Origin of the sequence: Pseudomonas petroselini (genome assembly GCF_045037875.1) — a bacterium.
In the GTDB taxonomy this organism is placed as follows: Bacteria; Pseudomonadota; Gammaproteobacteria; order Pseudomonadales; family Pseudomonadaceae; genus Aquipseudomonas; species Aquipseudomonas petroselini.
Window position 1 is genome coordinate 4,268,595 of sequence record NZ_CP173614.1, and the last position, 12,993, is coordinate 4,281,587.

Sequence of the window (12,993 nt, forward strand, 5' to 3'; positions counted from 1 at the left end):
ACTCAAGGACCGCAAAATGACTGAGCACTTGAATCATTTCATCGAAGGTGCGTCCTGCGAAGCCTTCGACCGTCGGCGCATCGACCTGGTCAACCCCGTGACTGAACAGGTGTATGGCAGCTCCGCACGCGGCACACGCGAAGACGTGGACCGTGCCGTGGCGGCTGCACGCCGGCAACTCGACGGCGGCGAGTGGAGCCAACTCGACGGCGCCAAACGTGGCCGACTGCTGTCGAAACTGGCCGACCTGGTGGAGCGCGACACAGAACTGCTGGCCGATCTCGACGCCAACGCCATCGGTCGCTCCCCCATCGAGCCGCGCCGGATGGACCTGCCCAACGCGATTGCCAACCTGCGCGCCGCCGCTGGCTGGGCCAACCAGCTTGAAGGTCGCACCATTCCCACCGGTGGCTACTTTGGCACCAAGACCTTGTCGTACACGGTACGCGAGCCCGTCGGCGTAGTCGGTGCCATCGTGCCCTGGAACTCGCCGCTGATGATCACCGTGTGGAAGCTCGCCGCATTGCTGGCGGCTGGCTGTACCGTCGTGATCAAACCATCGGAAGAAACCCCGCAGTCGGCCCTGCACCTGGCGCTGCTGGCGCAAGAAGCGGGCTTCCCGGACGGCGTGATCAACGTGGTCACCGGATACGGCAACGAAGTCGGTCGCGCCCTCTGCGAACACCCGGATGTCGCCAAGATCAGCTTCACCGGGAGTCCCGAGGCCGGGCGTGAAATCCAGCGCACCGCCGGTGTGTTGTTCAAGCGCGTGGCCTTGGAATTGGGCGGCAAGAGCCCGCAGATTGTGTTCGACGATGCCTCCTTCGACGACGCCCTGCGCGGCTGTACGCTCGGTCTGTTTGCCAACCAGGGCCAGGTGTGTGCGGCCGGTTCGCGAATCCTGGTGCAGCGCAGCCTCGCCGAACGTTTCGGCGCCGCGCTGGCCGAGGCCGCAGAGGCGGTAAGCGTGGGCGATCCTCGCGAACCCGGCGTACAGATGGGCCCGGTGGCCAAGAAGGCGCAATTCGATCGCGTCAACCGCTACATCCAATTGGGTATCGACCAAGGCGCAACACTGCTAGCCGGCGGCGTCTCGGCCTCTAAGCAGGGCTGGTTCGTGCGTCCGACGATCTTCGCCAACGCCCGCAACGACATGGAAATAGCCCAGGACGAGATCTTCGGTCCCGTCGGCACGCTGATCACGTTCGACAGCGAAGACGAGGCGATCGCCCTGGCCAACGACAGCAGCTACGGCCTCGCGGCCACGGTCTGGACCAGCGACCTGGTCAGAGCGCACCGTGTCGCGGCGGCGGTAAAAGCCGGCGCCGTAGGTATCAACTGCTGGAGCCCATTGGACGCCAACCTGCCCTGGGGCGGCGTCAAGACCAGCGGTATCGGGCGTGAAGGTGGGTTCAGCGGTGCACTGGCCTACACCGAGGAGAAAGTCATCACCGTGCTGCTGCCGTCCTGAGTGCAGCGCCTACCCTGACCGAGCCACCCTCCAACGTTGAGGGTGGCCATTCAACCGTGCATCGCTCCGTGGAGAGCCTGATATGAACCCAATAGATCAACCGACAATCGATCGGTACCCGACCTCCCTTCGCGTGTTGCACTGGGTGCGTGCCGTGCTCGTCCTGGGCCTGCTGTGGGTCGGCTGGCACATGACCGGCATGAATGATGAAGTGGCGAGTAAATACGAGCTCTATTACCCGTGGCATAAGTCCTTCGGGGTGTTGACGTTCCTGGTGGTCCTGACTCAGCTAGCCGTGCGTTTTCGCACCCCCAAGCTGCCGCAGCCGCTGGAAACCCTGGCGGGGTATGAACGGTTCCTTTCACGCCTGACCCAGCGCGTGATGTACGTGCTGCTGGTGATCGTGCCGTTGATGGGCTACTCCATGTCGAGCACCTACACGATGAGCGACGGGGTGTTCTTTTTCGGGGTTAACCTGCCGGAACTGTTGCCAAAGAATGACGATTGGTTTGCGGTGTTCCAATGGCTGCACAAAGTCCTCGCCTATACCTTGCTGGTCCTGATCGTGCTGCATGTGGCGGGTGCCCTCAAGCATCGCTTCTACGACCGCGACCCGCGCAACGACGTGTTGCGCCGCATGCTCTGAATGGATGAGGCGTTGACGCAAAACGTCAACGCCTGCGGGACCTGCAACAGCCTTTAATGACGACTCAGAACGTCACCCACACAATGAACTGCATGTACGCGTTGGTCGACGCGCTGCCGCTCTGCCCGCCACCGTTGCCAAACCATTTCTCGGGCTTATAGAGGCCGATCAAGGGCGAAAGCGTGACGTTATCCGTGACCATCCAATCCAGGAACAGATCCACCTCCCGCGCCGCGAAATCCCGCTCATTGCGACGGGACAGTTGGTGGTAGTCGAAGGCCATCGCGTTCAGGGTCAATTTCTCGGTTGGCCGGACTGAAAGCAGCACGTCGTTGATCTGCATATTCGAGGTCACCGAACCGGCGTAATTAGCTGCGATTTCACCCTGGTAGCGTTTGCGAAAACCGCCTTGGAACAGGAAATCCCAGCCTTCGGAATAGCGCGAATAGCGATAACTGACCGTCGGCTGCCACTGCACATCGGCGAAGGTGTAGCCGGCGTCGAAGAACATTGCCCGCTGTGAGCCGGATCGTTTTTCCTGGCGCGCCACCTCGAATGCGAAGTCGGCGTTTTCAATCCCGGCGTTGCCCTGCCCACGAATGCTGTAGACGTTCATGCCCTTGCGTTCAAGCCGATCCGCGAAGGCATATTTCTCATCCACATCCAGGCCGTGAATGTAGGTCGAACCGATCGAGCCAATAGGTGTGGTGTAATCGAGAGTGCCTACCGCCAGTTCGGTCTTGGACTGGCCGGGGTTCTCGGACTTCAGCCATATCAGGCTGCCGTGCAGCCCCTCCTTGCCGCCCAGTTTCAGCACCGCCGTGTTGCCAAACGCCAAGCGCTGCCCAAGGTAGAAGGCACCCCCTCGGTTGAACCGACCATCGCGCACGCCCTCGATGGGACTGAATGCGTTCCCTGGGTTGAAGCCATCGTCGGTGATCAGGAAACCGTCCACCGTGACCAGTTGGCGCCCAAACGAGAAATCTACGCCGTCCTGGCCCAGGGCAGGCAGCAGGTCGCCGGACCTCCAGCCCAGGAAAGCGTCTTCCACCGCAGTTCTGCGCTCATTGCCCGCTGTGATCGCCCCCGGATCACCGTCGCCCCATGTGCCGCTGCTGAGCAGGCTGAAGCCGCCGTATATGGCGCCAGCGGTGATCTTGTCGGTGGTGCCGTTGAGGCCATATTTGGCGTAGCCCTCCTGCCAGCGCATGCTGCCGTGTTGTTTCTGCGGGTCGCCGACGTAGTTGCGGGTACTGCCGAACCAGCCAAACCCGGCGCCCAGGTCGGCGTTCAAAACGGTTGCACCGTCGTCTTCACTGTAGACCGTATAGGCGTGCGCCTGTGAGCCGACTGCACAAAGTGCAACCAGCGACAGTAATGGCGCGTAGGGGGGAATGCGCATGACGTCTCTCCTGTTTTTATAGTTGTGAGGCGAGACACAAGTGTTCCGGCATGGGTCGCCAGCGCGGTAACCCAAATCAGCATCTGCACGGGCCTGCTCGTCGATCCGTCGTTGCGCGATACCTCACACGCGCCAAAACGCCTGAACACCTTCAATGGTTGCCGTTTTGGGCTAAGGCCTGTGAACGCGAGCGCCCTATGCTGGGCCCATAAGAACCATAAAAACCGAGGCGCCCGTCATGACCCCTTTGTCACCCTTCCCGCTGATACGTCAGGGGCTTTGCCTTCTGACCCTCATCGCCTGCAGTGCCTTAGCGCCTGTGGCCAGTGCCCACCATTCATTTGCGCTGTTCGACCAGACCCAGACCCTCACGATCAAGGGTGTGGTCGAGCGCTTCGCCTGGACCAACCCGCACATCACGATCTACGTCGACGTTCCCGGCCCGCCGGCCCAGCGCTTCAAGATCGAGACCGGCAGCGTCAACGCGCTGCAGCGCACAGGCTGGACTGCCGACTCGGTCAAAGCCGGCGAAAACGTCGAGGTTTCCTATAAACCGTTGAAAAACGGTGAGCCCGGCGGGCTACTGGTGGAGATCAAGATGGGTGACGTGGTGCTCTCGGGCGGCGGCTAAACGCAGCTCCTCCCGAATGCGACAACAACAGAACTGGGCAAACCAGCAACGCGGAGACTTTTCAATGAAACCAGCACGCACCTCCAACGCCGCCATGATCGTCCTGAGCGTGGTCCTTGCGACCTTCGCCGGGATAAGCAGCGCCGCGACAACCTCGCAAAAGCACAGCGCGGCCACCCGACCAGACATCAGCGGTACCTGGGAAAGAACCCCGGACGACTGGTTCGGCGAAAACCCGGACGACCCGGTGCACCCCGGCGGGCCGATGGACCTCAAGGCGCCCTACGCCGCCGAATACGCCGAGCTCAAGAAGAAAGAAGCGGTGGCCAACGCAGCTGGTACGCCGATCGCCACCTCCAGTTCAAAATGCCTGCCCGAGGGCATGCCGACGATGATGGCGGCGCTCTTCCCGATCCAGATCATTCGCGACGACAAGCAAGTGATCATCCTCGGCGAGTATCTCCAGCAAGTGCGGCGGATTCTCTTGAACCAGGCCATGCCGCCCACAGACAAGCTCGACCCGTTGTACCAGGGCCATTCGCGCGGCCACTGGGAAGGCGACACGCTCGTGGTAGAAACCCAACGCGTGCGAACGGACGTGCGCTTCTACGACGTGCCCCACGGGCCGGCCATGAAGATCACCGAACGCATTCGGCTGCGCGGGCCGGATCACCTGGAAAACCAGGTCCTGATCGAAGACCCGCAAGTTCTCAATACCGCGTATCGCTTTACGTTTGAGTACAAACGCTCCAACTACGCCATCCAAGAGTACGTGTGCGAGAACAACCAGATCGTGATCGACAGCGAGGGCAAGGCATCTCTGAGCCTTGAGTGAAGACGCCCATCCATCCCCTGCTGGAGCTTTACGAATGAAACGCCTGCCCCCCCTCAGCCTCAGCGTCGTGCTGTGGCTGTGCATCGCGGCGAACACGTTCGCCGAGGTGCCGCGCATGCCCACGGCGATCCCCGTGCCGCCGTCCGACAAGGCGCCGCTGTCGTCGGCGACACGCCCGGGCACCGAATACAGCGACCTCGACCACTACGGCTACATCGAGCAAGAGTACTACCTGCAAGGCGTCGCCCCGGCCATTAATGCCGCCGGCCAAGCCCTGTTGGAAGCGCCTTACACTACGCGCATTCTGGTGCGTAAACCGGCGGATCCGGCACGCTTCAATGGCACGGTGGTGATTGAGCCATTCAGTTGGTTCGGTGAGCGTGGCGCCGGTTGGATCCTGACCCGCGACTATCTGCTGCGGCGCGGCTACGCGTACGTCGGCTACACACTGAATGTGAACAAGCCGGCGGTGGACCCCAAGTTCATCTCCGACACCCCAGCGGACGAAGCCGAACAGATCGCGCAGTACGGACAGATTGTGAATTTCGAGTTCATGCGCCGCTTTGACTTTGCCCGCTACGCGCCACTGGGTACCTATTACGACCCAGCCCACTTCACGCGTGGCGACGCGCCCGATCCGTTTGCGCCGCAGTCCCAGGGCATCGGCGCGCAACTGGCGTTGCTGGTTAAAACCAACGGTGCCCAGAGCCCGCTGGCGGGCCTGGAGGTGCAGCGAGTCTATGTGAATAGCTGGGCCGTCACCGCGCAAGTCTGGATGGACTATCTCGACCAGGGCCGTCACCAGCAATGGCGCATGCCTGACGAAACACCGCTGATCGACGCCTATATGACCGGCCGCATGGCCTACGGAGAAGTGGGCGGCGATGTGATTCGCGTGCCACGTCAGATGCCCGAAGGCGTGCCATTCGTGACCGTCTACAGCCAGTCCGAACTGATGCACGACGTGATCGAAGGCATCCCCTTGCCCGCGGACACCGATGCCCCGCAGCTGCGCTACTACGAAGTCACCGGCATGCCCCATTTGCGCCTGGCCGACCTTGGCACGGAGCACACCGAAAAACTCGCTGCCGACGTCGGCAAGGGCGACGACCCGCGCTGCCGGACGCTGTATGACGAACCGGTTGAACTGCTGGTCTCGGCGCTGCTGGATGGCATGGACCAGTGGGTGCGCGACGGCAAACCCATGCCCAAGGCGCCCCGGGTTGTGCGCGACGCCAAGGCCGCTGCCCGCGCGCCCGGCACCGGCAACCTGCAAGGCGGCGTGCGCCCGCCGTGGATCCAGGTGCCCAGCGCCACCTACCTCACCGATCAAGAGACCGGCTGCGGGTTGATCTACGACACCAAGGTGCCCTACTCGAAGGAAGTGCTCGGCCGGCGCTACGGAAACTTCAACCGCTACGCACAGAAATTCGAAGACGCCAAAGCCGTGTCGATCCAGCAAGGGTACTTGCTGCCCGAGGATGCGGCGGGCCTGCATCCGATCGCAACCCCTCAAGATTTCTAACCCATTGCGGGAGAAAAACCGATGTCATCGTCACTCATCATTGCCTGGATCTACGCGTCACCGTTAAGCACTGCCATCCGCGACATCCTATGGGTCATCCCCACGGTGCAGAGCATTCATATCATCGCCATCACCGTGCTGTTCGGCTCGGCGCTGATTTCCGATCTGCGCCTGGCGGGCGTGTTTGCCAGCGATGAGCCCTTGCGCGGCATCGTACGCCGTTACTACCCATGGATGCGCAATGCACTGATCGTGCTGCTGTGCACCGGGTTACTGATGATCATCGCCGAGCCTGATCGGGTACTCGTCAACTCGACGTTCTGGCTAAAGATGGTCCTGGTGGTGACCGCGTTCAGCTTGACCTGGTTGCTGCGCCGCCCGTTGCTGCGCTCTGCCGGCAGTGACGTCGTGTCGGGTTCGGTCAAGGCATTTGCGTGGCTGTCGATCGGTTTGTGGTGCGTCGTGATCGTCTGCGGCCGCTGGATCGCCTACACGATCTAAGCGTTTTCAACCCAAGTTCTCAGGTATTCGCCATGAATATTCAAGCTCTGCTGCAAGCCGTCCAGGACACGCCGGTCGCGACGTTCATTCGCGAGTCAGGCTCGGCATTCCCGATGTTGGAGTCGGTGCATGTGATCGGCATCGCCATCGTCTACGGCACCATCGCCGTCGTCGACCTGCGCTTGCTGGGCGTGACCGCCCACCGGCGCGGCGCGCTGAAGCTGATCCAGGACTTGCTGCCGTACACCTGGGTCGCGTTCGTGACCTGTGTGATCACCGGCCTGCTGATGTTCTGCGCCAATGGCACGACCTATGTGCAGAACACCGCGTTTCTTTTCAAAATGGGCCTGTTGATGCTGGCAGGGATCAACATGGCGGTCTTCCACCTGGGAGCCTTTCGCCGAATTACCGAATGGGACACGACGCTGCCGCCTCCGCGCCAGGCGCGTGTGGCCGGCTTCAGCTCGTTGCTGTTGTGGGCGGGCGTGGTCTTCCTGGGCCGTTGGATTGCGTTTCTCTGATGGCGCGCCCGACCGCCGCAATCACGCAAGTGCGCCCGCGCTCGGGCGGCTGGGAGTCCCTGGCCCTGGTGCTGGCGACTCTGCTCGTCATCGCCGGCGTGGCCGGCTACGTGCTGCTGCGCCCCGAAAGCGTTGGTCCGCCCACCCCGCTGAGCTGGCAGGTGCGCTCCTTCGATGGCTTGGGCGCGGCCGATCAGGCCATCCACAGTGCATTGCTACCGGCCGGTGAAGAAATCATCTGGAACAATAACGATACCGGCGGCTGGATCACCCTTGAGCGTGCACAGGAGCTGTTGCTGCCGCCCTTCTACCGTGATGCCTTCTGGAAGGCCAATGGCGAGGTGCACTGGCAATTGATTCTGCCCGGCACCCACCTGGCCCATAAGCGCGGCGAGGAGGATGCCACGGCGGCGGACCAGACCGTCAGCGCCGTGTCCCAGGCCACCCTGGGTCAGGGCGCGACGGTCTACTACGGCTCTGGCGGCCATGCACCGGGCCAGAGCGCGTACCTGCTGATCATCGGTCACGCCCATGCGGGGGTGATGTGGGCCAACCAGGCGACGATCTGGGTGCACCGTGACCCGAACGCGCCCTACCCCGCCATCGTCAAGCCCGAATCCCTGGTCAGCGAGGGGTGGCGCCAAGTCATCCCGTACGACGGCGCCAGTGAAATCGAACGCGTAAAAGGAACCCTGCCATGACTGTTGCTACGACACACCGCGCCCTGTGGCGCCGTTGCATCGCACTGCTGGTGTTGATACCCGCCATCGCGCTTGCCGGCCCGGCCTTCGCCTCGGCGAAGAAGCTCAGGGTCGGCATCACCCTGCATCCCTACTACAGCTTCGTGGCCAATATCGTGGGTGATCGGGCCGAGGTCATTGCGCTGATCCCGGCAGAGGCTAACCCGCACAACTACCAGCCGCAGCCCGATGACATTACCCGCGCGATGAATATCGATGTGCTGGTGGTCAACGGCATCGGCCACGATGAATGGGCCGTCCAGATCATCAAGGCCGCCGGCCGCACGCAAACGCTGCCGATTATCCAGGCGAATGCCACCGTGGCGCTGATTCCCATCGGTGGCGACCAGGAAGGGGTCAAGGTGGTCAACCCGCACACCTTCGTCTCTACCACGGCGGCAATACAGCAGGTGTTCGAGATCGCTCGGCGGCTCGGTGAGCTGGACCCGGACAACGCAGCTGCGTATCGAAAAAATGCCCTGACGTATGCGGGCCGTATCCGCGAGCTGCGCGCAGGCTTCATGACGCGCTTCGCCGCGCTGGACCTGTCTTCGTTCCGCTGTGCAACGACCCATGCCGGCTATGACTACATGATGCAGGAGTTCGGCCTGTTCGTAAGCGCCGTGATCGAGCCGCGCCATGGCGTTGCGCCGACGGCACGCCAATTGGCCAACACCATCGAGGCGATCAAGAAGGCCAACGTCAAAGTGCTGTTCGCCGAGAAAAACTTCTCCCTCGACTTGGCCAAACCCATCGAAGCCGCGACCGGCGTGAAGGTGTTCGCCCTGTCCCATATCACCGGCGATACCTACAGCGCGGACGAGTTCGAGGTGGCGATGCGCGAAAACCTCGAAACCCTGGCACAGGCCGTTGAGTACACCCAGCAATGAATGCGCTGAAGGAGGATTACGCGATGCGCGGCCCCGCCATTGTGTTCGACAACGTCTCCTTGCGACTGGGAGGTACGCAGGTGCTCGACCAAGTGAGCATGCGCATCGAAGCCGGCGCTTTGCACTGCCTGGTGGGCCCCAACGGCGGCGGCAAGACCTCACTGGTGCGTGCGTTGCTGGGGCAGATGCCGCATACGGGGGCGATCCGCTTCGAGGGTGAGTTCACTACGCCCATGGGCTATGTCCCGCAGTTGCCGGACTTCGACCGCAACGTGCCGATGACAGTCAACGATCTCATGGCCCTGCTGGGTCAACGTCGACCTGCCTTCCTCGGCGCAAGCCGTGCTGCGAAGGCGGCCAACGCCCAGGCCCTGGTGCGTGCCGGCATGGCGGGGATGGGTAAAAAGCCGTTTGGCAGCCTGTCCGGCGGGCAGCGTCAGCGCGTGCTGCTGGCACAGGCCATAAGCCCGGCGCCGTGGCTGCTGATCCTTGACGAACCGACCGCTGGGATCGACGAGGCCGGTGTACGCCTGGTGGAGGCGCTGGTGGCGGAGCTGAACAGCTGCGGGGTGACCATCCTGTGGATCAACCACGACCTCGAACAGGTCAAGCGTATCGCGCAGTCCGTGACCGTTATCAACCAACGGGTGCTGTTTCACGGCCCCACCGATCAGATCGACAGCCGACTGGAGGCCATTCGATGAATGCCTTTTACGATTTCATTCGCGACCACCTCCAGGCGCTTGCCGCGAGTCACGTGTTGCCGCAACCGTTCGAATACGAGTTCGTGATCAATGCGTTGATGTGCTCAGTGCTGATCGGGCCGTTGCTGGGGGTGTTGGGTTCGATGGTGATGATCAAGCGGATGGCGTTCTTCAGCCAGTCCGTGGGCAATGCGGCGATGACCGGCGTGGCCATTGGCGTGCTGATCGGCGAGTCCTACACCTCGCCCTACTTTTCGATGTTCGGTTTTTGCCTGCTGTTCGCACTGACCCTCAAGTACACGCAACACCGCACCACCCTGGCGAATGACACGCTGATCGGCGTGTTTCTCTCGATCTCGCTGGCGGTGGGTGCTTCATTGCTGCTGTTCGTGTCGGCAAAAATCAACACGCACGTGATGGAAGGTGTGCTGTTCGGCTCGATCCTGGCCGTCGACCACACCGACATGAACGTACTGCTGGGCGTAACGGTGATTTGCGCGTTGATCGGTCTGCCGCTGTACAACGGCATGTTGCTCTCCAGCCTCAACCAGAGCCTGGCCCATGCACGCGGCGTGAAGGTGCGCAGCGTCGAGTACCTGTTCGTGGTGCTGGTCACCCTGGTCACGGTCGCCTGCCTGAAGATCATCGGCGCGGTGTTGGTGGAGGCTTTGTTGCTGATACCGGCAGCCGCCGCCCGCAACATCAGCCACTCACTGCCAGGCCTGGTCACCTGGGCCGTAGTGATTGCGACCTTTTCCTGTGTGGTCGGCATTCTGGCACCGATGCAGTTCCATATTCCCGTCCCCACGGGCGGCGCCATCGTGATCGTCGCAGCCTTGGTGTTTGCGTTCACCAGCATCATTCGAGGCACCGCGCCGCAGTTCAAAGGGGCCAGCGTATGACACGGTTCAACTTATCCAATCGTCCTTGGCTGGCACTGCTGGCATTGCTGCTGGGCGGCGCTCCGTCGGCGTTCGCGCAGGTCGACCAGCAACAGGTGCTGGTCGCCCTGCCGGCGCTGTATGCGCTCACCTCGGCACTCGGCGAAGGCACGCACATCGAGGTCGTGCGTGTACCGATAGATGCCGCCGTGCCCATGGAAAGCCAGGCCAACGCGCTGTCACGCCTGCCGCCGGCGGTGTTCCAGAAGGCCGCCGCCGTGGTCACCCTGAGCAGCCTATGGCGCGCTGATCCGCTGTATGCGACGGCTCGACGCCACAACGTGCGCGTCGTCGAAATCGATGCGTCGCACTCATGGGACAGCTTCAAGCCCGGCGTGGCCGTGAATCGCGTGCCCTCCAACGATGTGCCCTGGGCGGGTGCCCGCAATGGCGAGGGCGGCCTGTCGCCATACGCCTGGCTTGGCCCGGTCAATGCCATGCGCATGTCGGCGTTGATTGCAGCTGACCTGGCACGCCTGTCCCCGACCGACGCGCCTCGTATCGAGCGCAACCTCGTCGCACTCGACGGCCGCTTGCGCCAGCTGAAGGCCGACTACGGTGCTCGGCTGTTGAAGGTGCCGGACCTGCGCGTGCTGTCGCTGGCCAGCGAGCCGGTCTACCTGTTCGGCGAGTTCGGCGTGTATGTGGACGGTTGGTTCGTGCGCCAGGACATCGACTGGACTGACGCCGACCGCGCCGCCCTGACCGACTACCTGCGTGAGCGCGAGATCCGTGTAGTGGTCCACAAGTGGACGCCTGACGCCAGGATTGCCCAGGCCATCAAGGACGGTGGCGCACGTCTGCTGATCCTGGATATCGGCAACCCGGGCATGCTCGCCGACGCTTCCAACGCCTACGAAACGCTGCTGAGTGCCAACCTGGACGCCTTGCTGGCGGCCTTCGCGCCGGACGGCGCCCCTGCGGCAGGCGTTCAAGCCGCGACACCGCAGTGATCAACTTCGACCATGGAGACTCAACCCTGATGAAAACGCGAGATCTGGCCCAGCCGATGCTGCTGGCAAGTGCCCTGCTGTTCTGCCAGGCCGCCTTGGCCCATGGCCCCGTTTTCGATTGCTATATCGAGCACGATGACTGGGTGAAGTGTGAGGCCGGCTACACCGACGGCAGTTCCGCCGTCGGCCGCAAGATCCATGTCCAGGACACCAGCAACAAGGTGCTGATAGAAGGCACTGTCGATAAAGACAATAGCTTCACGTTCCAGGCCCCCACTGGCGTCTACTCCGTGGTGTTTCTCGGGGGAGAGAACCATGGCGCCACGATCCAATCCTCTGACATAACCAAGTGAAAACCACCATGCCCATCAAACGACGACTGCTCCACGCCCTCGCCGCCGCGACACTCGGTTGCATGGCAGGTGCCGCACAGGCCCACTTCCAGATGCTGTACGTGGACGAAACCGCGCTGCCGCGCGCGGACAACCTGGAATTCGCCATCGTATTCACCCACCCGTTCTCTGCCGGGCCGACGATGAACATGGGGCCGCCCCTCGTCTTCAACCACGTCAGTTCCCACGGCGGGGATAAAGTCGACCTGCGCCAATACCTGCGTCCTGTGCAGTGGCAGAGTCGCGATAATCAGGCAAGCGCCTATCGTGCATCGATCCCACGGGAATTGGTACGGTCCCTGGGGGACCATGTCTTCGTACTTGAACCCGAGCCCTACCTGGAAACTGCGGAAGACTCCTACATCCAGCAGTTCACCAAGCTGATCGTGAACGTCGGTGGCGTACCCGGCAACTGGTCGGAACCGCAAGGCTTGCCGGTTGAAATCCAACCCTTGAACAAGCCCTATGCCAACTGGACCGGCGGCGTGTTCCGCGCCGTGGTGCTGGCCGACGGCAAGCCTGTGCCCTTCGCCGAGATCGAAATCGAATACCTCAACCATTCGGTCGATATCAAAAACAACGCCTTCGGCCAGCAGGACTACATCACGGCCCCCCAAGCCTCGTTCAAATCCCTGAGCACCTATTCGGATGCCCAAGGCGTCGTCACGATCGGCCTGCCCCGTGCCGGCTGGTGGGGTATTGCAGCGCTGAACATTGGTGCGACCAAAACCTATAAAGGCAAACCCCTTTCACAGGACGCGGTGCTGTGGGTGCAAGTCAGGGATATGAAATAACCTGATCGCCAAAGTCATGATGACCAAGGGCTGCAGAGTATGGGTGT

15 protein-coding genes are annotated in these 12,993 nt (G+C 62.3%); 14 read left to right on the forward strand and 1 reads right to left on the reverse strand.

Annotated elements, in window-relative coordinates:
* Positions 1-16 precede the first annotated feature (16 nt).
* Positions 17-1,471: an aldehyde dehydrogenase gene (locus ACI512_RS19655; protein WP_236383203.1), complete on the forward strand. Its 1,455-nt coding sequence runs from the start codon at positions 17-19 to the stop codon at positions 1,469-1,471.
* Between the two features lie 82 nt (positions 1,472-1,553).
* On the forward strand, positions 1,554-2,117 hold the full coding sequence (locus tag ACI512_RS19660) for a cytochrome b (protein ID WP_126570222.1): 564 nt from the start codon (positions 1,554-1,556) through the stop codon (positions 2,115-2,117).
* A 64-nt stretch (positions 2,118-2,181) separates the two neighbouring features.
* Here the strand turns inward: ACI512_RS19660 and ACI512_RS19665 are convergent, their stop codons facing one another.
* Entirely contained in the window at positions 2,182-3,519 is a 1,338-nt protein-coding gene (locus tag ACI512_RS19665) for an alginate export family protein (protein WP_236383201.1), read from the reverse strand.
* Between the two features lie 238 nt (positions 3,520-3,757).
* Here ACI512_RS19665 and ACI512_RS19670 point away from each other — a divergent pair, with 238 nt between their 5' ends.
* The 12 genes from ACI512_RS19670 to ACI512_RS19725 all read left to right on the forward strand — a co-directional run bounded on the left by ACI512_RS19670 (position 3,758) and on the right by ACI512_RS19725 (position 12,946).
* On the forward strand, positions 3,758-4,150 hold the full coding sequence (locus ACI512_RS19670) for a DUF6152 family protein (protein ID WP_236383199.1): 393 nt from the start codon (positions 3,758-3,760) through the stop codon (positions 4,148-4,150).
* A 64-nt stretch (positions 4,151-4,214) separates the two neighbouring features.
* Entirely contained in the window at positions 4,215-4,985 is a 771-nt protein-coding gene (locus ACI512_RS19675) for a hypothetical protein (protein ID WP_236383197.1), read from the forward strand.
* A gap of 34 nt (positions 4,986-5,019) precedes the next feature.
* Positions 5,020-6,510 carry an alpha/beta hydrolase domain-containing protein gene (locus tag ACI512_RS19680; protein ID WP_236383195.1) on the forward strand — a complete coding sequence of 497 codons (1,491 nt, stop codon included), beginning with the start codon at positions 5,020-5,022 and terminating at the stop codon, positions 6,508-6,510.
* 21 nt (positions 6,511-6,531) lie between these two features.
* On the forward strand, positions 6,532-7,011 hold the full coding sequence (locus ACI512_RS19685) for a DUF6644 family protein (RefSeq protein ID WP_236383193.1): 480 nt from the start codon (positions 6,532-6,534) through the stop codon (positions 7,009-7,011).
* 32 nt (positions 7,012-7,043) lie between these two features.
* Positions 7,044-7,532 carry a DUF6644 family protein gene (locus ACI512_RS19690; RefSeq protein ID WP_236383191.1) on the forward strand — a complete coding sequence of 163 codons (489 nt, stop codon included), beginning with the start codon at positions 7,044-7,046 and terminating at the stop codon, positions 7,530-7,532.
* Positions 7,532-8,233 carry a DUF6162 family protein gene (locus ACI512_RS19695; RefSeq protein ID WP_405121276.1) on the forward strand — a complete coding sequence of 234 codons (702 nt, stop codon included), beginning with the start codon at positions 7,532-7,534 and terminating at the stop codon, positions 8,231-8,233. The genes ACI512_RS19690 and ACI512_RS19695 overlap by 1 nt, the downstream gene beginning before the upstream one ends.
* Complete coding sequence (locus ACI512_RS19700; protein ID WP_236380853.1) at positions 8,230-9,162, forward strand: metal ABC transporter solute-binding protein, Zn/Mn family; 933 nt, start codon at positions 8,230-8,232, stop codon at positions 9,160-9,162. The genes ACI512_RS19695 and ACI512_RS19700 overlap by 4 nt, the downstream gene beginning before the upstream one ends.
* Positions 9,163-9,185: 23 nt before the next feature.
* Positions 9,186-9,866 (forward strand): metal ABC transporter ATP-binding protein, encoded by a 681-nt coding sequence (locus tag ACI512_RS19705; RefSeq protein ID WP_236380850.1) that lies wholly within the window; start codon positions 9,186-9,188, stop codon positions 9,864-9,866.
* Positions 9,863-10,768, forward strand: coding sequence for a metal ABC transporter permease (locus ACI512_RS19710; RefSeq protein WP_236380847.1), 906 nt, complete (start codon positions 9,863-9,865; stop codon positions 10,766-10,768). The genes ACI512_RS19705 and ACI512_RS19710 overlap by 4 nt, the downstream gene beginning before the upstream one ends.
* Positions 10,765-11,760, forward strand: coding sequence for a metal ABC transporter substrate-binding protein (locus ACI512_RS19715; RefSeq protein WP_236380844.1), 996 nt, complete (start codon positions 10,765-10,767; stop codon positions 11,758-11,760). Before ACI512_RS19710 ends, ACI512_RS19715 begins: the two co-directional genes overlap by 4 nt.
* Before the next feature lie 29 nt (positions 11,761-11,789).
* Positions 11,790-12,113: a hypothetical protein gene (locus tag ACI512_RS19720; protein ID WP_046036333.1), complete on the forward strand. Its 324-nt coding sequence runs from the start codon at positions 11,790-11,792 to the stop codon at positions 12,111-12,113.
* A gap of 8 nt (positions 12,114-12,121) precedes the next feature.
* A complete protein-coding gene (locus ACI512_RS19725) occupies positions 12,122-12,946 on the forward strand; it encodes a DUF4198 domain-containing protein (protein ID WP_236380841.1) in 825 nt (274 codons plus the stop codon).
* Positions 12,947-12,993 lie beyond the last annotated feature (47 nt).